The sequence below is a fragment of the Streptomyces sp. NPDC092370 genome, from assembly GCF_044755265.1.
In the GTDB taxonomy this organism is placed as follows: Bacteria; Actinomycetota; Actinomycetes; order Streptomycetales; family Streptomycetaceae; genus Streptomyces.
Genome location: NZ_JBIVQO010000014.1, coordinates 105110 through 125284, shown reverse-complemented (window position 1 = coordinate 125284; position 20175 = coordinate 105110). Strand labels below are relative to the sequence as shown.

Genomic DNA, 20175 nt, shown 5'->3' with positions numbered 1-20175 from the left:
GCCTGCTCCGGGCACTCCGGGCGGCAGGATTGGTGGTAGTCGGGTTACCGTTCGAGTGGCCGTTGCGGGCTTTTCCCGTTTGACACGGGGACGGGATGTACCGTCACACTCCGCAGCGTCACCACGTACCCAGCCCCGGTGAGCGACTCCGGGGAGGCCCCAGCGTCGACCGGAGAGAAGAGCGAAGTTGTCCCCGACCAGCGAGACCGCGAAGGGCGGCCGCCGACTCGTCATCGTCGAGTCGCCTGCCAAGGCGAAGACGATCAAGGGCTATCTCGGTCCCGGATACATTGTCGAGGCGAGCGTCGGGCACATCCGCGACCTTCCCAACGGCGCCGCCGAGGTGCCCGAGAAGTACACCGGCGAGGTTCGCCGCCTCGGTGTGGATGTCGAACACGACTTCCAGCCGATCTATGTGGTCAACGCAGACAAGAAGGCGCAGGTCAAGAAGCTCAAGGACCTGCTGAAGGAGTCCGACGAACTCTTCCTCGCCACCGATGAGGACCGCGAGGGCGAGGCCATCGCCTGGCACCTCCAGGAGGTGCTCAAGCCCAAGGTCCCGGTCAAGCGGATGGTCTTCCACGAGATCACCAAGGCCGCGATCCAGGCCGCCGTCGCCAATCCGCGCGAGCTCAACCAGAAGCTCGTCGACGCCCAGGAGACCCGCCGCATCCTCGACCGCCTCTACGGCTACGAGGTCTCGCCGGTCCTGTGGAAGAAGGTCATGCCGCGGCTGTCCGCGGGCCGTGTCCAGTCGGTGGCCACACGACTCGTCGTGGAGCGGGAACGCGAGCGCATCGCGTTTCGTTCGGCTGAGTACTGGGACCTGACGGGCACCTTCGCGACCGGCCGCGCCGGAGACTCGTCGGACCCGTCGTCGCTGGTCGCGCGCCTGCAGACCGTCGACGGCAGGCGGGTCGCGCAGGGCCGCGACTTCGACTCCCTGGGACAACTGAAGAGCCCGAACACCCTCCACCTCGACGAGGCGAACGCCCGCGCTCTGGCCGCCGCCCTGGAGCGGACGCGGTTCGCCGTCCGCTCCGTCGAGTCCAAGCCGTACCGCCGCTCGCCGTACGCCCCGTTCCGTACGACGACGCTGCAGCAGGAGGCCAGCCGCAAGCTCGGCTTCGGCGCGAAGGCCACGATGCAGGTCGCGCAGAAGCTGTACGAGAACGGCTACATCACCTACATGCGTACGGACTCCACGACCCTGAGCGACACGGCGGTCTCCGCCGCCCGCGCCCAGGTCACGCAGCTGTACGGCGCCGAATACCTGCCGCCGCAGCCGAGGACGTACGCCGGGAAGGTCAAGAACGCGCAGGAGGCGCACGAGGCGATCCGCCCCTCGGGTGATCGTTTCCGCACTCCCGCCGAGACCGGCCTGACCGGTGACCAGTTCAAGCTGTACGAGCTGATCTGGAAGCGGACCGTCGCTTCCCAGATGAAGGACGCCACCGGCAACAGCGTCACGGTGAAGATCGGCGGCACCGCGGCCGACGGCCGGGACGTCGAGTTCAGCGCGTCCGGCAAGACGATCACCTTCCACGGCTTCCTGAAGGCCTACGTCGAGGGCGCTGACGACCCGAACGCCGAGCTGGACGACCGCGAGCGCCGGTTGCCGCAGGTCCTCGAGGGCGACGCCCTGAGCGCCGAGGAGATCACGGTCGACGGGCACGCCACCAAGCCCCCGGCCCGCTACACCGAGGCGTCCCTGGTCAAGGAGCTCGAAGAGCGAGAGATCGGCCGCCCGTCGACGTACGCGTCGATCATCGGCACGATCCTCGACCGCGGCTACGTCTTCAAGAAGGGCACGGCCCTGGTGCCGTCCTTCCTGTCCTTCGCCGTGGTCAACCTCCTGGAGAAGCACTTCGGGCGGCTCGTCGACTACGACTTCACCGCCAAGATGGAGGACGACCTCGACCGCATCGCCCGCGGTGAGGCGCAGTCCGTGCCGTGGCTGAAGCGGTTCTACTTCGGCGAGGGCACGGTCAGCGGCGTCGCGGCCGACGCCGGCAACGGCGACGGCGACCACCTCGGCGGCCTCAAGGAGCTGGTGACGGACCTGGGCGCGATCGACGCGCGCGAGGTGTCGTCGTTCCCGGTGGCCAACGACATCATGCTGCGGGTCGGCCGCTACGGTCCGTACATCGAGCGTGGCGAGAAGGACACCGAGCAGCACCAGCGCGCCGACATCCCCGAGGACCTCGCGCCGGACGAGCTGACCGTCGACCTCGCGGAGGAACTGCTCGCCAAGCCGAGCGGTGACTACGAGCTGGGCACGGACCCCGCCACCGGCCACACGATCGTCGCCAAGGACGGCCGGTACGGCCCGTACGTCACGGAGATCCTCCCCGAGGGCACCCCGAAGACGGGCAAGAACGCGGTCAAGCCGCGCACGGCGTCCCTGTTCAAGACGATGTCCCTGGACACGGTGACCCTCGACGACGCCCTGAAGCTGATGTCGCTGCCGCGTGTCGTCGGCGTCGACGCCGAGGGCCAGGAGATCACCGCGCAGAACGGCCGCTACGGCCCGTATCTGAAGAAGGGCACCGACTCGCGTTCGCTCCAGGCCGAGGAGCAGCTCTTCACGATCACGCTGGAGGAGGCACTGGCGATCTACGCCCAGCCCAAGCAGCGCGGCCGGGCGGCCGCCAAGCCGCCGCTGAAGGAGCTGGGCACCGATCCGGTGAGCGAGAAGCCGGTCGTGGTCAAGGACGGCCGCTTCGGTCCGTACGTCACCGACGGGGAGACCAACGCGACCCTGCGTTCCGGCGACAGTGTCGAGGACATCACTCCTGAGCGCGGTTTCGAGCTGCTCGCCGAGAAGCGTGCCAAGGGGCCGGCGAAGAAGACCGCGAAGAAGGCGCCGGCGAAGAAGGCGACGACGGCCAAGAAGACGGCGGCGAAGAAGACCACGACCGCGAAGAAGACCACCGCCGCGAAGAAGACGGCCGCCAAGACGGCGACGGCCGCCAAGTCCACGGAGGACTGAGGCCGTTCGGGCCCTGTACGGAATCCGGACCACTGCGTCCGGATCTTCGCCCGGGGTTCGGAAAGCGAACGCCCCGGCAACACTTCGGTGTCGGGGCGTGCGCATGCCAGGCCGCGCCCTCCAGGGTGACGGTGGCTCCCGATAGGCTGAACGCATGACGCGAGCCGACCACCCAACGGCCCCTCAGCCCGCCCCCGACGATGCCCTGGTCGCGGACTCCCGCGAGCGTGCCGTCCGCGCCCTGCTGCGCCGACCGCAGCTGAAGCGGTTGTGGAGCGCACAACTCGTGGGGGGTGTGGGGGACACCCTCGCCCTTCTCGTGCTGGTCGTCCTCGCACTCCAGGCGGCCGTCGCCGAAGGCTCGTTCGGGGGTGGCTACCGGGGCGTGGCGTTCGCAGTGGCGACCGTTTTCGGGGTGCGCATCCTCGCGACGCTCCTGTTCGGCGCCGTGCTGCTCGGCCCGCTCACCGCCCTCACCTCGCAGGACGGCCCCCTGGACCGCCGCTGGACCATGGTGGGCGCCGACGGCCTGCGCGCGGCGCTGCTCATCGTCGCGCCCCTGTGGATCGACTGGATGCCCGAGGACGCCCTGGCCGTCCTTCTCGTCACGGCCTTCGTGACCGGGGTCGCCGAGCGGTTGTGGACGGTGTGCCGCGAGAGCGCGGCTCCCGCGCTGCTGCCCGCCCCGCCGCCGGAGGGCGCGACGGTCCGGCCCCTGCCCGACCACATGGACGCCCTGCGCCGCCTGTCGCTGCGCACCGGCTTCGTGGCGATCCCCCTCGCGGCCGTCACGCTGGTGGTGGCGTCCCTGTTCAACAACCTTCTCGGCGCCGGCATCGACTGGTTCGGCCAGCACCAGGCGGCCCTCGCCTCCTACGTGGCCGCCGGACTCTTCGCCGCGTCCCTGTCCGTGCTGACCTTCCTGGAACTGCCCGGCACGCGCACCCCGCGCGCGCGGTCGCCGCTCGAGGGGCTGCGCCGCCCGAAGACCGGCACCGGCACCGACAAGGGCCGCACCGGCGCGATGCCGCTGCTGGTCCTGGCCTGCGCCGCCGTCGCCGCGGCGGTGTCGGCCGCGGTCGCCGTCGCCGTGCTGCACGCCAAGGACCTGGGCGGCGGCCCGGTGCTCTACGGCCTGTTCGCGGCCGCGCTGACCGGCGGTGTCGTCGTCGGGATCCGCACAGCGCCCGCCCTCATGCCCGCCCTGTCCCGCCGCAGGCTGCTCGCGCTGACGATCGCCTTCACCGGGGTCGCCCTGCTGGCCGCCGGACTGGTCCCGGACGTCACCACCGTGCTGCTGATCCTCGCCCTGGCCGGCGTCGGCGCGGGCATGTCCGCCAACATCGGCCACACCCTGCTCGACCAGGAGACCGAGGAGTACCGCCGACTCCGCACGACGGAGCACCTGCACGCGGTCGTGCGGGTCTGCGTGGCGCTCGGCGCGGTGATCGCCCCGGTGGTGGCGGCGGCGATCGGCCCGCACCGGCTGGAGAGCGGCAAGTTCGTCTTCGCACACGGCGGCGCGGCCTTCACGCTGATGCTGGCCGGCGCCCTGCTGCTGCCGGTCGCCGCGCTGGTGCTGGCCAAGGTCGACGACCGTTCCGGCGTGCCCCTGCGGCAGGACCTGAAGGACGCGCTGCTCGGCGGCGACGACCCGGAGCCTGAAACGGCGGCCACGGGCTTCTTCATCGCCCTGGAGGGCGGCGACGGGGCCGGCAAGTCCACGCAGGCCGAGGCGCTCGCCGAGTGGATCCGCGGCAAGGGCCACGAGGTCGTGCTGACACGCGAGCCGGGGGCGACGCCGGTCGGCAAGCGGCTGCGGTCGATCCTGCTGGACGTGTCGAGCGCGGGCCTGTCCCACCGCGCGGAGGCGCTGTTGTACGCGGCCGACCGGGCGGAGCACATCGACACCGTCGTACGGCCCGCCCTGGAGCGCGGCGCCGTCGTCATCTCCGACCGGTACATCGACTCGTCCGTCGCCTACCAGGGCGCCGGCCGCGACCTGTCGCCGACCGAGATCGCCCGCATCAACCGCTGGGCGACGAACGGGCTGGTGCCGCATCTGACCGTGCTGCTGGACGTCGCGCCGGAGACCGCCCGCGAGCGGTTCACCGAGGCGCCGGACCGGCTGGAGTCCGAGCCCGCCGAGTTCCACGCGCGTGTGCGCGCCGGATTCCTCACCCTGGCCGCGGCAGACGCCGGGCGGTACCTGGTGGTGGACGCCGGCCAGGAGCCCGAAGCCGTCACGACCGTCATCCGGCACCGGCTCGACCAGGTGCTGCCGCTGTCCGAGGCCGAGATCAAGGCCCAGGAGGAGGCGCGCAGGAAGGCCGAGGAGGAAGCCCGCCGCAAGGCCGAGGAAGAGGCCGCCCGCAAGGCCGAGGAGGAGCGCCTGGAGCGTGAGCGCCAGGAACAGCTCGCCAAGCTGCGCGCCGAGGAGGAGGAGCGCAAGCGCCGCGAGCTGGAGGAGGCGCAGCGCCGCGAGGCCGAACGGCAGGCGGAGGAAGCCCGGCGCCGCGCCGAGGAAGCCCGTCGGAAGGCCGAGGAGGAGCGGGCCCGGCTTCTCGCGGAGGAGAAGGCCCGCGCCGAGGAGGAGGCCCGCCGCAAGGCCGAGGAGGAGCGTCGCCGCAAGCAGGCCGAGGAGGAGGCCCGCCTGCGTGCCGAGGCCGAGGCGCTCCGCCTGGAGAAGCAGCGCAAGGCCGAGCAGGCCCTGCTGCGGGCCGAGGAGGCACGGCGGCTCGCGGAGGCGGCGGCCGCCGCGGCCGAGGTCGGCCCCAAGAGCTCGGCCCCGAGGCGCACTGCGGGTTCGGTGGCCCCGGCTCAGGACGCGGCGACCGTGCCGACGCCCGTGGTGGCCCCCGGCGGCGCGGGTGACGACACGACGGTGCTGCGCCCGGTGCGGGACGAACAGCGTGGTGCGGACCGGATCTCCGGTGAATCCGAGGCGGAGGTGACCGCCGAGCTGCCGAAGCCGCCGGTTCCGTCGGCCGGTGACCAGACCGAGGTGCTGCCGCAGGTGCGCGACCGGGACGCCGCTGCGGCCGACGAGACAGCGGTACTGCCTCCGGTCCGCCCGGGGGACGCCGAGGAGACGGCCGTACTGCCGCCCGTACGAGGTGAGGAGCCGGCGGACCGGGTGCCGCCCGGGTACTTCCGCGAGGACACCCCGGCCGCCCGGCCCGACGGCACCGAGGACCGGACGCGGGAGATGCCCCAGGTCGACGCCGACGGGACGCCGCGCCGCCGCCGGTCCGACTGGGCCGAGGAGACGCCGCTGGACGATCTGCCCTCGCTGGCGGACGAGCTGCTCGGACCGCACGACGACGAGCCGGACGAGGGGCGTGGACGACGGGGCAGGGGCGGCCGGGGGCGCTGACGCCTCCGGCGGACGGACGCGGGAGCCCGGACTCCGCCACCGCGGGGCCGGGTGGGGGGCGGCAGGCGTTGTCAGTGGTCGCCCCCACAATGGATCTCGCGACGCGGAACGTGACGGAAGGGCGGTGTGACCCATGACGGTGTGGGACGACCTCGTCGGGCAGGAGAGGGTGAGCGAGCAGCTGGCCGCCGCCGCTCGGGACGCCGACGCCCTGGTCACCGCGGCCACCACCGGCGCCCCGCCGCCAGAGGCGTCGAAGATGACGCACGCGTGGCTGTTCACAGGACCGCCCGGTGCCGGACGCAACCAGGCGGCGCGGGCGTTCGCGGCGGCCCTCCAGTGCGTCAGCCCGGACCGCGCCCTCGGTGGCTCCCCGGGCTGCGGCTTCTGCGACGGCTGCCACACGGCACTGATCGGCACGCACGCCGACGTCACCACTGTCGCCGCCGTCGGCACGCAGATCCTCGCCGACGACATGCGCGACACCGTCCGCAAGTCGTTCACCTCGCCGGCGACCGGCCGCTGGCAGATCATCCTCGTCGAGGACGCCGAGCGGCTGAACGAGAAGTCGGCCAACGCCGTCCTCAAGGCCGTCGAGGAGCCCGCTCCGCGCACGGTCTGGCTGCTGTGCGCCCCCTCCATCGAAGACGTCCTGCCGACCATCCGCTCCCGTTGCCGCCACCTGAACCTGAGCACGCCCAAGGTCGACGCCGTCGCCGACATGCTCGTCCGCCGCGAAGGCATCGAGCCGGAGGTCGCCGCCGCGGCTGCCCGCGCGACCCAGGGCCATGTCGACCGGGCGCGTCGCCTGGCCACCGACCCGGCCGCGCGGGAGCGCCGAGCCGCCGTACTCAGGCTGCCGCTGCGCGTCGAGGAGATCGGCGGTGCGCTCAAGGCCGCCCAGGAACTCGTCGACGCGGCCGCCGAGGACGCCAAGCAGCTCGCGGAGGAAATGGACTCCAAGGAGACCGAGGAGCTGAAGGCCGCCCTCGGCGCTGTCCAGGGCGGGCGCATGCCCCGCGGCACCGCGGGCGTGATGAAGGACCTGGAGGACAAGCAGAAGCGCCGCAGAACGCGCACGCAGCGTGACAGCCTCGACCTGGCCCTGACCGATCTCACGGCCTTCTACCGGGATGTCCTCGCCCTCCAGCTCGGCTCGCGCGTGGCGATCGCCAACGCGGACGCCGAGGACGCCCTGGAGCGCCTCGCCCGCTCCGGTTCCCCGGAGTCCACACTCCGCCGCATCGAGGCGATCGGCGCCTGCCGCGACGCTCTCGACCGCAACGTGGCGCCGCTGCTCGCGGTGGAAGCGATGACGATGGCGCTCAGAGCGGGCTGAGGGCCGGCAGGACGAGAGCGCCGACCGCCGCACGAGCCGCACGCCGGGTTGACGCCGTAACTCGTACGAGGCACGGCGTACACGCAGGGCGCTCAGTCCGTTGCCCAGAGTTACGCTCGCTGGATGTACACACGGCGCATCCCCCGCTCCGCCCCCGGCTCCGGCGGCCTCCACCGCAGGACACGAAACCGGGCCAAGACCGCCGCCGGTCTGCTCGCCGCAACCGCGCTGCTCGTCTCCGCGTGCTCCTCCGGGAGCGCGACGAGGTCCTCCGCCTCCGCGGCGGCGGAGGCGGCGCTGCTCGCACTGCCACAGGCCACCCCCGCGGCGCTGTCGTCGTACTACGGGCAGAAGCCGGCCTGGCGCGGCTGCGGCGCCCCGGGCTTCGAGTGCGCCACCCTCAAGGCGCCGCTGGACTACGCCAAGCCGTCCTCCGGCGACATTCGTCTCGCCGTCACCCGCAAGAAGGCCACCGGCCCGGGAAAGCGGCTGGGCTCGCTGCTCGTGAACCCCGGCGGGCCGGGCGGCTCGGCGATCGGCTACGTGCAGGCGTACGCGGGCATCGGCTACCCGGCCGAGGTGCGCGCCCGCTACGACATGGTGGCGGTGGACCCGCGCGGCGTGGCCCGCAGCGAGCCGGTCGAGTGCCTGGACGGACCGGCCATGGACACCTACACGCAGACGGACACCACGCCCGACGACGGAAAGGAGGCGGACGGGCTGGTCACGGCGTACCGGACGTTCGCCGAGGGCTGCGGCGCGGACGCGCCCCGGCTGCTGCGTCATGTGTCCACGGTGGAGGCGGCCCGGGACATGGACATCGTGCGGGCGGCACTCGGCGACAAGAAGCTGAACTTCGTCGGCGCCTCGTACGGCACCTTCCTGGGGGCGACGTACGCCGGGCTCTTTCCGGACCGGACCGGCCGGCTGGTGCTGGACGGCGCGATGGACCCGTCGCTGCCGGCCCGGCGGCTGAACCTCGAACAGACGGCGGGCTTCGAGACGGCGTTCCGGTCGTTCGCCAAGGACTGCGTGCGGCACACGGACTGCCCGCTGGGCGGCAAGGGCACCTCGCCCGAGCAAGTGGGCGAGAACCTCAAGGCGTTCTTCGACAAGCTGGACACCCGCCCCGCCGCCACCGGCCACGCCGGCGGCCGCAAGCTCACCGAGTCGCTCGCCACCACGGGTGTGATCGCGGCCATGTACGACGAGGGCTCGTGGGGCCAGTTGCGCGAGGCGCTGACGAGCGCGATGAAGGAGAACGACGGCTCCGGACTCCTCGTCCTGTCCGACGGCTACTACGAGCGGGACGCCGACGGCGCCTACAGCAACCTGATGTTCGCCAACGCGGCGGTGAACTGCCTGGACCTGCCACCCTCCTTCGCCACCCCCGAGGAGGTGCGCAGGGCGCTGCCCGAGTTCGAGAAGGCGTCGCCGGTCTTCGGCGAGGGCCTGGCGTGGTCCGCCCTGAACTGTGCGTACTGGCCGGTGCACGCCACGGGCGAGCCGCACCGCATCGAAGCGAAGGGCGCGGCGCCGATCGTCGTGGTCGGCACGATCCGCGACCCCGCGACCCCGTACCGCTGGGCGCGGGCCCTGGCCGGCCAGCTCTCCTCGGGACGCCTGCTCACCTACGAGGGCGACGGCCACACGGCCTACGGCCGCGGTAGCTCCTGCATCGACCGGACGATCAACGCCTACCTCCTGCGCGGCACCCCGCCCACGGACGGAAAGCGCTGCTCATAGCCGTGATCCCAGCCCCGGAAGGCCTGCCTCCGGGGCTGGTGCGGAGCACCCTGGGAAACTGTGTAGACTTACCGTCGTTGCTGATCGCACCATAGTGCGGACAGCGCGCCGCCTTAGCTCAGATGGCCAGAGCAACGCACTCGTAATGCGTAGGTCTCGGGTTCGAATCCCGAAGGCGGCTCTGAGAAACCTCAGGTCAGATAGCCGCTGACCTGGGGTTTTTTTTGGCTCGGGGAGTCCCGCGGACAAGGCCCAGGTGGCGTCAGTGGTGTTCGACGTCTCCCGTCAGGTGGGCAGCGCCTGGGGCGTGGCCCTCTTCGGCACGCTCATGGGCACGGCGGGCGACATGATCGGCGGGTTGCACCTGTCCGCGGTCATCGCCGCGGCGGCGTTTCTGCTGCCGTCGGTGCTGGCCGCGACCATCGGACGACGGGCCGGTGTGACCCGGGCCAGGTGAAGTCGCCGGGAATTCAGGACGAGGCGTACGACGGTCCCCTTGGGTCTTTCGCCAAGTAACTCAACTCCCGGGCAAATCCGCGCCATCGAGAAATCAGGAATTCCGGTGCGATCCGTGAACCGGCACGGGGCGGTGGCCGGGGCCGACACCGGAGGCGCGGGAACAGGCCGACCGCCGCGGCGGTGGTCACCGATGCGTCCGGCGTGGTCCGGTCGCCGAGGGTGCACCCGTCGGTCACACGTGGACCGCATACCTCCACAGACCGTCCGCTGCCCTGGCACTCGCATTGATCCCGATCACAAAGGGGTCGGCGAACGTGCGCATTCGTCGCGGCCGCAAGCAGATGTGTGCGCATCGGAAGTCCGGGGGAGCGCCAGCTACAGGAGTGGTATGTTTTCTGAACGGTGCTCTGCAATACTGAATGCGAGTAAAAAAATGGTGCAGTCCGTTCAGCGTGCGGCACGCATCCTGCGGGAACTGTCGTCGTCGGGCCCCCGCCTGGGCGTCACGGAGCTCGCTGAGCGGATCGGCGTCTCGAAACCGGCTGTGCACGCGCTGCTGCGCACCCTCGAGGCCGAGGGCCTGGTGCGTCAGGAGAAGGAGACCAACAAGTATCTCCTCGGGGCGGCCCTGCTCCGCCTCGGCCACTCCTACCTGGAGACACAGGAGTTGCGGTCCCGCTCGGTCGCCTGGGCGGAAACCCTGGCCGAGCGCACCGGCGAGGCGGTGTGGGTCGCCGTGCTGGACGACGACCGGCACATGCTCGTCGTGCACCATGCCTTCCGGCACGGCAGCGGGGCGCAGATCCTGGAACTCGGCGCCACCATTCCCTGGAACACCTGCGCACTCGGCAAGTCCCTCGTGTCGTTCCTGCCGCAGCAGCGGCAGAAGGAACTGCTGGCGGGCCCCCTGGCCCGGCTGACCGGGAAGAGCGTGGTGAACCCCGCTGTGCTCGCCGACCAGTTGGAGGAGATCCGGCAGACCGGTTACGCGTTGGAGGACCAGGAGAGCACGCTGGGCGAGGCCGGCATCGCCTCGCCGGTGTTCGACCGGTACGGCGATCCGGCGGGCGCGATCGGCATCGTCGGCCCCGCCGAGCGGCTCCTGACCGAGGCCGGCCGGCAGGGGCAGGCCGTGGCCGTGCGCGAGGTGGCGACCCTGCTCTCGCGTGAACTCGGGGCGGGCCGGGGCGTCGCCTGGCGCGTGACCGACTGACCACGAGCTTCGGACCCCGCACGGGCGGACAGGAATGCACGGCCGCGGGACACGATCGCGGCATGCAGCCGCACGGCCGCGTCCCCGCGCGGTGCGTCAGGGCACCCGCGCGGGACGCGGCCGTGGTGGTGGACGACGGGGGTGGTCAGCCCCGCGATCCCAGCAGGCGCACGACGTTGACGACCCGATGCGAGAAACCGGACTCGTTGTCGTACCAGCCGAACACCTTCACGTGGCGGCCGTCGCCCGTCACCGTGGTCAGCTTGGAGTCGAAGACGCAAGACGCCGCGTCGCCGACGATGTCGGTGGAGACGAGCGGGGCGTCGCTGTAGCGCAGCACCTCGGCCAGCTCCCCGGCCGCCGCCTCGGCGAAGGCTTCGTTGACCTCCTTGACGGTGGTCGGCCGCGACAGGTAGACCGAGAGGTCGGTCAGTGAGCCGACCGGCACCGGCACCCGCAGCGACAGGCCGGCCAGCTTGCCGTTGAGTTCCGGCAGGACGAGGCCGATGGCCTGGGCGGCGCCGGTGGACGTCGGCACGATGTTGAGCGCGGCGGAGCGGGCGCGCCGGGGGTCCTTGTGCGGGCCGTCCTGCAGGTTCTGGTCCTGGGTGTAGGCGTGCACGGTGGTCATCAGCCCGTGTTCCACGCCGATCCGTTCGTGCAGCACCTTGGCGAGCGGGGCCAGGCAGTTCGTGGTGCAGGAGGCGTTGGAGACGATGTGGTGGACGGCGGGGTCGTAGCTCGTGTGGTTGATGCCGTACGCGAGGGTGAGGTCTTCGTTCTTGGCGGGGGCCGAGATGAGGACCTTGCGGGCGCCCGCGTCGAGGTGCGCGGCGGCCTTCTTGGCGTCGGTGAAGATGCCCGTGGACTCCACGACCACGTCGACGCCCAGCTCGCCCCAGGGCAGCTTGCCCGGCTCGCGCTCCCCGTGGACGGCGATCCGGCGGCCGTCGACCACGAGCGCGTCGCCCTCGGCCACTACCTCGGCTGCGAGCTTGCCCATGGTGCTGTCGTAGGTGAGCAGGTGGGCGAGTGTCGCGGCATCCGTGAGGTCGTTCACGGCCACGACGTCCAGATCCGCTCCATGGGTGAGCGCGGCGCGCAGGAAGCCGCGCCCGATGCGGCCGAATCCGTTGATGGCGACCTTGATGGTCATGGCTGCTTCTCTTCTCTGCATCGTCGGATGCGTCGAACGTGTCGTGCGGGCGGAACGTCAGCGCGGGGGTGGCGAGTCGAGCGGCTACGGGCGCGCGCCGGCCGTCGGTTACTTGCGCGCCGCGAGGAGGACGCCGGCCCCGCCGAGGACGAGGCCGATGATCGCCGAGAGGTTCAGTGTCTGGCCGATGACCAGCCAAGCCAGGAGGGCGGTTACGGCCGGGGTGAGGAAGAAGAGGGTGCCGACCCGGCTCGCCGCCTGCTTCTTGAGCATGAAATTGAGCAGCAGGAACGTCCCCACGGAGTTGATCAGCACGATCCAGGCCAATGAGCCGCCGAACGCTCCCCAGTCGGTGACCTTCGGGTCCTCCAGGGTGAGCGTCATCACGAGCATCACCGGCGCGCTGGCCAGGAAGTGCACCGCGGTGCTGCTGCGGACGTCCGCGCCCTGGGTGAAGCGCTTCTGGTAGACCGTGCCGGCGCTCAGGCCGAGCAGGCCGACGAAGGAGAGCACGATGGCGCTGGTGGAGAAGTCGAGCGCGCCGGCGACGGCCAGCGCGACACCGGCACCGCCGATGGCGAAGCCGAGCCACTGCTGCCGGGTGATCTCCTCACCCACGAAGAAGCCGGCCATCAGGGCGATCAGCACGGGGTTGAAGCCCTGGATCAGCGCGACCACGCCGCCGGGCAGCCCGGCGCCGATGGCCGTGTAGAAGGCGCCGAACTGCACGGCCTGCATCAGCAGACCGGTGACGACGACGTGCAGCAGCAGCTTGCCCTTGGGCCAGGGCGACTTCGAGACCAGGGCGACGACGGCGAGCAGGACGCCGGCGATCGCGAAACGGGAGAAGGTCAGCAACAGCGGCGGTGCGGCGTCGGTGCCGATCACCGCCGCGATGAACGCGCTGCTCCACAGGACGACGAAGACGGCGGGGACGGTGGCGGAGACCCAGGGCGGCGCCGCGGTGGCCTCGGGCGTCGCCGCTGGCGGTACTTCGCCTTCCGCCTCGGCGAGTTTCAAGTCGTCGCGTTCCATTGCAAAGGTGGCCTCTCGCTCGGGAGTAACCGGCAGCAGGGGTTATGCGGCACGGTACAGATGACTTGGGTAACTGGTCAATGTGGTCACTTGCGCCGGGAGGGTAACCGCACTGTGGGGTTAATCGCAGCGGGGCTGTGGGGGTTACTCTCTAGGGATGAAGTTCGCATTCGTCAGCGGCAGCGTGGCCCTTGACTTCGTCGGCACGGTCCAGAGCCGACGCGACGACCCGCTGGACCTCCTTGTCACCCCGGCCGACCTCGCCGACTGGACCGCCGCCTCGGGAGTACTGGACGCACCGGCATCGGTGACCAAGGCGGACCTGGCCGCGGCCGTGCAGCTGCGCGAGGCGATCTACCGCCTGGTGCTCGCCTCGGGCAGCGGTTCCTCCCTCGGGGCGGAGGACTGCGCCGTGCTCAACCGCGCCACCACCCGCGTCCCGGTCCGCCACGAGCTGCAGCCCGACGGCACGGTGGTACGGCACGGCACGATGGGCGCCGTCCTGGCGACGCTGGCCCGAGACGCCGTGGAACTGCTCACCCAGCCGTCCGGGCAGGTCAAGGAGTGCGCAGCGCCCCGATGCACCCGGCTGTACGTCGACCGCTCCCACCGCTCCTCGCGCCGCTGGTGCGACATGACGCGCTGCGGCAACCGGGCCAAGGCCGCGGCTCACCGCTCCCGCCATCACGCCTGACCCTCGTACGAACCCTGAACGGGGAGGCCGGCGGAAAAACCTCCCGCCGGCCTCCCCCCTCGGATCCGGGAAACCATCCGCGCGGTCACACCACCTGGACGGGCCGCTCCCAGACGACGAGGCCGAGGCAACCCTTGGGGCTGCGCGGCGCGTGCACGCTGTCCGGCGGCATGACCAGCAGGCTGCCGGCCCCGTACGTGCCGTCGTCCGTCTCCAGTTCACCGCTCAGCACGTAGATCATCTCGTAGCCGGGGTGCCGGTGGGCGGGGGCCTCACAGCCCGGGAGGTATCGCATGATCGCTGCGGCCGGTCCGCCCTCCCCGGTCTCCTTGACCGTGTAGAGCGGGACCATCTCGGCCTGGGAGCGCCCGTCGGCGTTGACGGGCTGGAAGACCAGCTCCCGCTCGGAGAAGGACGCGCCGGGCATCCCGGTGAACAGGGTGGGCAGCAGCTCGGCCAGAGCGGCCGGGGCCTCGGGGGTCGACGTCATCGAAGTTTCCCTACCTTGGGTTCGGTGTGGGGCAGCGGGGGAGTGAGGGGAGGAGGCGGTGGCCGACGGGTACGGTCAGTCGCCGACCCGGCCGGCCACGCCGTCCACCCAGCGGTCCGCGAAGCCGTCCGCGACGGCCTGGCTGCGCAGGGTGTACGTCTTCAGCAGCCAGCGCGAGCGGGATCGCTCGGGGTCGTTGACCTCGATCAGCTCGCGGCTGTGCAGCCCGTTCTGGTTGGCGAAGATCAGCAGGTCGCCCTCCAGGATGCGGTGCCGCTTCTTCTCCGCCCGGGTGAGAGCGTTCTTCAGCTCGATCAGGGCGTCCTTGGCCTCGCCCGGGGCGTCCGGCGCGACCGTGGTGTGCGTGTCCAGGTAGCGGATGCCGTAGTCGCCCTGGAAGATCGCGTGCTTCTCCGAGACGCTCAGGCTGCTGTTGTTGTCCCGGGAGACCACGTCGAAGGGGGTGACGAAGTGCGCCTCACCCAGGATGCGCAGGGTGTCCTCGGGCAGCGCGGCGCGCAGGGTCCGGGCCTCGACGAGGCTGGTGCAGGTGTACTCCTGCACCGGGCAGCGCATGCCCAGCAGGCTGATGTAGTCGGCACGCACGGGGTGGGCGGTGCGGTCGTTGTGGTAGACGAGCTCACCGTCGCTGTAACCGGTCTGCTTCCCGTGGTACTTGCTGATGGAGTACACGTCGGTGAAGAAGTCCCCGTTGAAGCGGGTCGCGTACGCCATCATGGGGGTGCCGGTGAGCTGCGCCATGAGCTCCAGGAAGCCCTCGCCGACGAAGGTCCGCTTGCGGGCGTACTTGTCCGCTTGCGGGTCGTCGTGTCCGAGTTCGGGAAGCTCCTTGTCCACCGGGCAGTTGCGCAGCACGTGCGTGTCGGATACCCCCTGCTCGCGGTCCGCTCGGATCCGTTCGGCGGCCTGGACCAGCGACTGCGGGACGTTGCCCTCCGTCGCCTGCCGTACGGCCGCGGAGAAGGCGTGGTAGTCGTCGTACGGGTTGGCTTCGATGGTTTCGAGCACCCCGTACAGCTCGTCCTTCTCCCGGTCGGTGATGACGTGGAACGGCTGCATCTACCTCACCCCTCCCCTTCGGCTTCGGTTTCCCCCGCATCCCGTGTCCGCCCCAACGCCGCGTCCACGGTGGTGACTTCGGCGGTGCGGCGCAGCAGGGTCAGCGCCGCCTCGTGCAGTTCCTGGCTCGATGTGGCGGTGGCGTCCTCCAGCACCTCCACGCGGAAGTCCAGGTCGTGGGCCTCCCGGGCGGTCGACAGGATGACGAGGTCGGTGGTCACCCCGGTCAGCAGCAGCGTGTTCACGCCGTAGGACCGCAGGATCAGTTCGAGGTGTGTGCCGAGGAACGGATTGACCCTGCGCTTGGCGATGACCGGCTCGCCGGCCTCGGGTTTGAGGGAGTCGTGCACCTGGGTGCCCCAGGTCCCCAGGATCAGCCGGTCGCCGTCGGCCGCTTCGGCGAACAGCGGGGAAGTGGGCGGCCAGTCCGCGAGTCCCGGGGAGAAGCCGACGACCACGTACACCACCGGTATGCCGGCCTCGCGGGCGCGGTCGACGGCGCGGCGGGCGTGGCCGAGGACGCCTCTGCTCTCGATCTGGTCGAGGCAGACGTCGTTGTACTTCCCGTCGGGGTGGGCGATCTCGTTGATGAGATCGAGCACCAGCAGGGCGGGGCTTCGGGTCATGCCGCACTCCTCGTCGTCGTGGGCAGGAGCGGCCGGCGCCGCCGCTCGTGCGCGACGATCTCGGCCTCGTGCCGCAGGGTGTCGCTGATGGTGTCGGCGCCGCGCAGCAGCCGGTCCCGGGCGCCCTCATTGATCTGGAACTCCTCGACCCGGTCGGCGAACCGGACCTGCCGCCGCTCCAGGTCGACGGTGATCGACGTGGTCGGGTCGGCCTCGGTCAGCTCCCACAGCCGCTCGATGGCCTCCGCCGGCAGGACGACGGGCAGCAGGCCGCGCATGAGGGCGTTCTCACGGAAGATGTCGCCGAAGCTCGGGGCGAGCACGGCACGCAGCCCGGACTTCTGCAGCGCCCAGACGGCGGATTCCCGGGAGGAGCCCGTGGCGAACTCGTTGCCCACGACGAGAATCGTCGCGCCCTGGTACTGGGGTTGGTTGGCGGCGAACGACGGGTCGTCACGCCAGTCCCCGAACAGGCCGTTGCCGTGTCCGGTCAGGCTGAAGTACGGGACGAAGCGGGCGGGGATGATCTGGTCGGTGTCGACGTTGCTGCGCCTGAGTGGCAGCGCCGTGCCGACGTGCACGGTGAACTGATCCATGGCGGTGCGTGGCCTCACAGGTCGGTGGGTGCGGTGATCCGGCCGGTCACGGCGCTGGCCGCGGCCACCGCCGGAGAGGCGATGTGGGTGCGCGACCGCTTGCCCTGCCGGCCCTCGAAGTTGCGGTTGCTGGTGGACACCGCGCGCTGTCCGGGCCGCAGCCGGTCCTCGTTCAAACCGCAGCACATCGAGCAGCCCGCGATGGGGCGGAAATCCGCGCCGGCACCGGTGAAGACCCGGTCGAGCCCCTCGCTCACGGCCTGCTGATGCACCGCGGCGGAGCCGGGTACGACGAGCATGCGCACTGTGTCGGCGACCCGGCGCCCGCGCAGCACCTCGGCCGCGGCGCGCAGGTCCTCGATGCGGCCGTTGGTGCAGGAGCCCACGAAGACGGTGTCGATCCCGATGTCCGTCAGGCGGCTGCCTGGCTCGAGGTCCATGTACTCAAGGGCCCGCTCGGCCGCGGCGCGCTCGGTGGCCGTGGTGAAGTCGGCCGGACTCGGCACCCGGCCGTCGAGCGGCAGGCTCTGCGCCGGGTTGGTCCCCCAGGAGACGTACGGCCGGACCGTTCCGGCATCGAGGGCGACCTCCTTGTCGAACCGCGCGTCCGGGTCGGTGCGCAGCGACTCCCAGTACGCCACCTCAGCGTCCCAGTCCGCGCCCTCGGGCATGCCGGGACGGGTGCGCAGATAGGTGAAGGTCGTCTCGTCGGGGGCGACGAGTCCGGCCTTGGACCCGGCCTCCACCGACATGTTGCACAGGGTCATGCGGCCTTCCATCGACAGCTCCTCGACGGCCGGGCCCCGGTACTCGATGATGTGCCCCTGGCCGCCGCCGGTGCCGATGAGCGCGATCAGGGCCATCACCAGGTCCTTGGGCGTGGCGTCCGCCGGGAGCTGCCCCGTGACGGTGACCGCCATGTCCTGCGGCCGGCGCGTCCACAGTGTCTGGGTGGCCAGCACGTGCTCGACCTGGCTGGTACCGATGCCGAAGGCGATTGCGCCGAACGCGCCGAGGGTGGTGGTGTGCGAGTCGCAGCACACGACCGTCATCCCTGGCCGGACCAGGCCCTGCTCCGGTCCGATGACATGCACGATGCCGTGACCCTTGTCACCGCGCCGGTGCACGGGGATGCCGAAGGCGCCACAGTTGTCCCTGAGTTGTGCGGCCTGCCGACGGCCCGCCGGGTCGTCGAACCCCTCGAGGGGGGACGTGGTGGGCACGTTGTGGTCCTCCGTGCCCAGCGTCAGCTCGGGGCGCCGCACGGTGCGTCCGGCGGCCCGCAGGCCGTCGAACGCCCGAGGAGTGTTCACCTCGTGGAGCAGGTGCAGGTCGACGTAGAGGAGGTCGTCGCCCCCCGCCTCGCCCCTACGGACCGTGTGATCGGCCCAGACCTTCTGCGCAAGCGTTGAACCCATGGCCGCAAGGCTCGTCGCACGGGATGCGCCAGGGCATCGGCCGATGGTGGAAGCCTCCTCCACCGACGCACAGCACTCCTCCTTCGGCGCACCGGGGCCATCGGGGCCGGTCACGTCCTCCGTCGGTGGATGACGCGGCGGCGCGGAGCCGTTCAGGATGAGCGCGCGTTCCGCTGCTGTTCGGTTCGCGCGTTCCGCACCTGTTCGACCCGCCGTCAGCACCTTCGGAGAAGAAGTGAACGGACAACTCGCCCATGGGCGCACGCACACCACGGACGCACCGGCCGCGTCCCGGGTCATGGCGCTGCGCGGTGCCACCCAGGTCGCCTCGAACGATCCGCTCCACATCGTGCGGGCCACCACCGAGCTGCTCCGCGAGATGATCATCCGCAACGCGCTCGACCCGGCGGACCTGATCAGCATCTGGTTCACCGCCAGCCCGGACCTGACCGCCGCCTATCCGGCCCGCGCCGCCCGCGAGATGGGGTTCGTCGACGTGCCGTTGATGTGCGCGAGCGAGATCGACGTAGCGGGCGGCAGCCCCCGCACGGTACGCGTGCTGATCCACACCCACTCCACCCGGCCCCGGTCCGAGGCCGCGCACGTGTACCTGTACGGCGCGGCCACACTGCGCCCGGACCTGGTCGCGGGCGCACCCGCCGCCCGGCCCGAGGAAACCTGACCGTGTCCTCGCCGTACCCTCCCCCGGTGAACGACTCGGCGGCGTCACAGGCGGCGCGGGCAAAGGCGTGGCCGCCGGCCCCCGCGCCCCAGCAGCCCGTGTGGAGTGATCCGGTCCGGGCCGCCGTCGTGCGCGCCGAACTGGCCGGGCTGCCCGGCCTGGTCGGCTGGGAGGAGACGTGGGCCCTGCGGCGGCTGCTGGCCCGGGCCGCCGCCGGGGAGTACCAGGTGCTTCAGGCCGGCGACTGCACCGAGGACCCCGCCGAATGCGACCCCGCCGCCGTCGCTCGCAAGACGGGGCTCCTCGACACACTGGCCGGGATCATGAAGGTGAATACCGGCAGGCCGGTCGTCCGGATCGGCCGCTTCGCCGGCCAGTTCGCCACGCCCCACAGCTCGCCGACCGAACAGGTCGACGGTGTCGAGATCCCGGTGTACCGGGGCCACCTGGTGAACCGCCCGGAGCCGGACGCCGACGCCCGGAGGGCGCGCGCCGAGCACATGCTGGACTGCTACGCCGCGGCGCGGCGAGCCACCGAGTTCCTGCGGGTGCGGGCGGACGACCGGAACCCGGTCACCGCGGCGCCCGTGTGGACGAGTCACGAGGCCCTGGTCCTCGACTACGAGCTGCCCTTCCTGCGGCGCATGCCCACGGGCCGGACCCTGCTGGCCTCCACGCATCTGCCGTGGCTCGGCGCACACACGTGCCGGCCGGACGGGGCGCACGTCCGGCTGCTCGCCGGCATCGCCAACCCGGTGGCCTGTGAGGTCGGCCCCGGCACCGCCCCAGGCGACCTGCTCCGTCTGTGCGCCGTGCTGGACCCCGACCGCGAGCCGGGCCGCCTCACCCTCGTCTCCCGCATGGGCGCCTCCCGCGTGGCGTCGGAGCTGCCCCGCCTCGTCACCGCGGTACGGGAGGCCGGGCACCCGGTGGCCTGGCTGTGCGATCCGATGCACGGGAACACGCTCACCGCCTCCTCGGGCCGCCGGACACGGCTGGTGTCGATGCTGATCGAGGAGACCGTGGCCTTCCGGCAGGCCGTCACCGAGTCCGGCGCGGTGGCCGCGGGACTGCTGCTGGAGACCACGCCCGACCCGGTGACGGAGTGCGCCTGGACAGCCGTCGACGTGGACGCGGCGGAGTGCTCCACCGCACTGTGCGGTCCACGACTCAATCCCCAGCAGGCGTGCACCGTGGCGGGCGCGTGGAGGGCTCCTCAGTAGGACGTCATGCCGTGGCCGCGGAGCGTTGGCGGGGTCCGGCGGGAGCGGCC

16 protein-coding genes and 1 tRNA gene are annotated in these 20175 nt (G+C 71.5%); 10 read left to right on the top strand and 7 right to left on the bottom strand.

What is annotated here, in order from left to right; all coding sequences use genetic code 11:
• The first annotated feature begins 187 nt into the window (after nucleotides 1–187).
• The 7 genes from topA (at nucleotide 188) to ACIQHQ_RS32440 (ending at nucleotide 11125) form a co-directional block, all read left to right on the top strand.
• Nucleotides 188–2992 carry a type I DNA topoisomerase gene (gene topA / locus ACIQHQ_RS32470; protein ID WP_402618863.1) on the top strand — a complete coding sequence of 935 codons (2805 nt, stop codon included), beginning with the start codon at nucleotides 188–190 and terminating at the stop codon, nucleotides 2990–2992.
• A 154-nt stretch (nucleotides 2993–3146) separates the two neighbouring features.
• Nucleotides 3147–6368 (top strand): dTMP kinase, encoded by a 3222-nt coding sequence (gene tmk, locus ACIQHQ_RS32465; protein WP_402618861.1) that lies wholly within the window; start codon nucleotides 3147–3149, stop codon nucleotides 6366–6368.
• Nucleotides 6369–6501: 133 nt separating this feature from the next.
• Nucleotides 6502–7707, top strand: coding sequence for a DNA polymerase III subunit delta' (locus ACIQHQ_RS32460; RefSeq protein WP_402618858.1), 1206 nt, complete (start codon nucleotides 6502–6504; stop codon nucleotides 7705–7707).
• A gap of 123 nt (nucleotides 7708–7830) precedes the next feature.
• On the top strand, nucleotides 7831–9453 hold the full coding sequence (locus ACIQHQ_RS32455; RefSeq protein WP_402618856.1) for an alpha/beta hydrolase: 1623 nt from the start codon (nucleotides 7831–7833) through the stop codon (nucleotides 9451–9453).
• 107 nt (nucleotides 9454–9560) lie between these two features.
• Nucleotides 9561–9634, top strand: a tRNA-Thr gene (locus tag ACIQHQ_RS32450).
• A gap of 75 nt (nucleotides 9635–9709) precedes the next feature.
• A complete protein-coding gene (locus tag ACIQHQ_RS32445; protein ID WP_402618853.1) occupies nucleotides 9710–9910 on the top strand; it encodes a hypothetical protein in 201 nt (66 codons plus the stop codon).
• 435 nt (nucleotides 9911–10345) lie between these two features.
• Nucleotides 10346–11125, top strand: a complete 780-nt coding sequence (locus ACIQHQ_RS32440) for an IclR family transcriptional regulator (protein WP_402618850.1) — start codon at nucleotides 10346–10348, stop codon at nucleotides 11123–11125.
• A gap of 145 nt (nucleotides 11126–11270) precedes the next feature.
• On the opposite strand, the gene gap is transcribed toward ACIQHQ_RS32440, so the two are convergent.
• Both gap and ACIQHQ_RS32430 read right to left on the bottom strand, forming a co-directional pair.
• Nucleotides 11271–12281, bottom strand: coding sequence for a type I glyceraldehyde-3-phosphate dehydrogenase (gene gap, locus ACIQHQ_RS32435; protein ID WP_402618848.1), 1011 nt, complete (start codon nucleotides 12279–12281; stop codon nucleotides 11271–11273).
• 108 nt (nucleotides 12282–12389) lie between these two features.
• A complete protein-coding gene (locus ACIQHQ_RS32430; RefSeq protein ID WP_402618845.1) occupies nucleotides 12390–13316 on the bottom strand; it encodes a DMT family transporter in 927 nt (308 codons plus the stop codon).
• Nucleotides 13317–13473: 157 nt separating this feature from the next.
• Between ACIQHQ_RS32430 and ACIQHQ_RS32425 the strand changes: the two genes are divergently transcribed.
• The gene (locus ACIQHQ_RS32425; RefSeq protein WP_402618843.1) at nucleotides 13474–14010 is read left to right on the top strand and encodes a CGNR zinc finger domain-containing protein; all 537 of its coding nucleotides are present in this window, start codon (nucleotides 13474–13476) and stop codon (nucleotides 14008–14010) included.
• Between the two features lie 85 nt (nucleotides 14011–14095).
• On the opposite strand, the gene ACIQHQ_RS32420 is transcribed toward ACIQHQ_RS32425, so the two are convergent.
• From ACIQHQ_RS32420 to leuC, 5 genes are all read right to left on the bottom strand, one after another.
• Nucleotides 14096–14500 carry a cupin domain-containing protein gene (locus ACIQHQ_RS32420; protein WP_402618840.1) on the bottom strand — a complete coding sequence of 135 codons (405 nt, stop codon included), beginning with the start codon at nucleotides 14498–14500 and terminating at the stop codon, nucleotides 14096–14098.
• A gap of 75 nt (nucleotides 14501–14575) precedes the next feature.
• A complete protein-coding gene (locus ACIQHQ_RS32415; RefSeq protein WP_402618837.1) occupies nucleotides 14576–15580 on the bottom strand; it encodes a TauD/TfdA family dioxygenase in 1005 nt (334 codons plus the stop codon).
• Between the two features lie 5 nt (nucleotides 15581–15585).
• Nucleotides 15586–16206, bottom strand: a complete 621-nt coding sequence (locus ACIQHQ_RS32410) for a cysteine hydrolase family protein (RefSeq protein WP_402618834.1) — start codon at nucleotides 16204–16206, stop codon at nucleotides 15586–15588.
• A complete protein-coding gene (gene leuD / locus ACIQHQ_RS32405; RefSeq protein WP_402618832.1) occupies nucleotides 16203–16802 on the bottom strand; it encodes a 3-isopropylmalate dehydratase small subunit in 600 nt (199 codons plus the stop codon). The genes ACIQHQ_RS32410 and leuD overlap by 4 nt, the downstream gene beginning before the upstream one ends.
• A gap of 14 nt (nucleotides 16803–16816) precedes the next feature.
• A complete protein-coding gene (leuC, locus tag ACIQHQ_RS32400) occupies nucleotides 16817–18220 on the bottom strand; it encodes a 3-isopropylmalate dehydratase large subunit (protein ID WP_402618828.1) in 1404 nt (467 codons plus the stop codon).
• A 298-nt stretch (nucleotides 18221–18518) separates the two neighbouring features.
• On the opposite strand from leuC, the gene aroH reads away from it, so the two are divergent.
• Nucleotides 18519–18902 (top strand): chorismate mutase, encoded by a 384-nt coding sequence (aroH, locus tag ACIQHQ_RS32395; protein WP_402619130.1) that lies wholly within the window; start codon nucleotides 18519–18521, stop codon nucleotides 18900–18902.
• Nucleotides 18903–18928: 26 nt separating this feature from the next.
• Entirely contained in the window at nucleotides 18929–20125 is a 1197-nt protein-coding gene (locus ACIQHQ_RS32390) for a 3-deoxy-7-phosphoheptulonate synthase (protein ID WP_402618825.1), read from the top strand.
• Nucleotides 20126–20175 lie beyond the last annotated feature (50 nt).

Coding starts and splice junctions, on each gene's coding strand:
- leuD (WP_402618832.1), bottom strand. CDS start 16,802: ATGGATCAGTTCACCGTGCACGTCGGCACGGCGCTGCCACTCAGGCGC.
- ACIQHQ_RS32460 (WP_402618858.1), top strand. CDS start 6,502: ATGACGGTGTGGGACGACCTCGTCGGGCAGGAGAGGGTGAGCGAGCAG.
- ACIQHQ_RS32455 (WP_402618856.1), top strand. CDS start 7,831: ATGTACACACGGCGCATCCCCCGCTCCGCCCCCGGCTCCGGCGGCCTC.
- gap (WP_402618848.1), bottom strand. CDS start 12,281: ATGACCATCAAGGTCGCCATCAACGGATTCGGCCGCATCGGGCGCGGC.
- ACIQHQ_RS32430 (WP_402618845.1), bottom strand. CDS start 13,316: ATGGAACGCGACGACTTGAAACTCGCCGAGGCGGAAGGCGAAGTACCG.
- ACIQHQ_RS32420 (WP_402618840.1), bottom strand. CDS start 14,500: ATGACGTCGACCCCCGAGGCCCCGGCCGCTCTGGCCGAGCTGCTGCCC.
- aroH (WP_402619130.1), top strand. CDS start 18,519: ATGGCGCTGCGCGGTGCCACCCAGGTCGCCTCGAACGATCCGCTCCAC.
- ACIQHQ_RS32440 (WP_402618850.1), top strand. CDS start 10,346: ATGGTGCAGTCCGTTCAGCGTGCGGCACGCATCCTGCGGGAACTGTCG.
- ACIQHQ_RS32410 (WP_402618834.1), bottom strand. CDS start 16,206: ATGACCCGAAGCCCCGCCCTGCTGGTGCTCGATCTCATCAACGAGATC.
- tmk (WP_402618861.1), top strand. CDS start 3,147: ATGACGCGAGCCGACCACCCAACGGCCCCTCAGCCCGCCCCCGACGAT.
- ACIQHQ_RS32415 (WP_402618837.1), bottom strand. CDS start 15,580: ATGCAGCCGTTCCACGTCATCACCGACCGGGAGAAGGACGAGCTGTAC.
- ACIQHQ_RS32425 (WP_402618843.1), top strand. CDS start 13,474: ATGAAGTTCGCATTCGTCAGCGGCAGCGTGGCCCTTGACTTCGTCGGC.
- leuC (WP_402618828.1), bottom strand. CDS start 18,220: ATGGGTTCAACGCTTGCGCAGAAGGTCTGGGCCGATCACACGGTCCGT.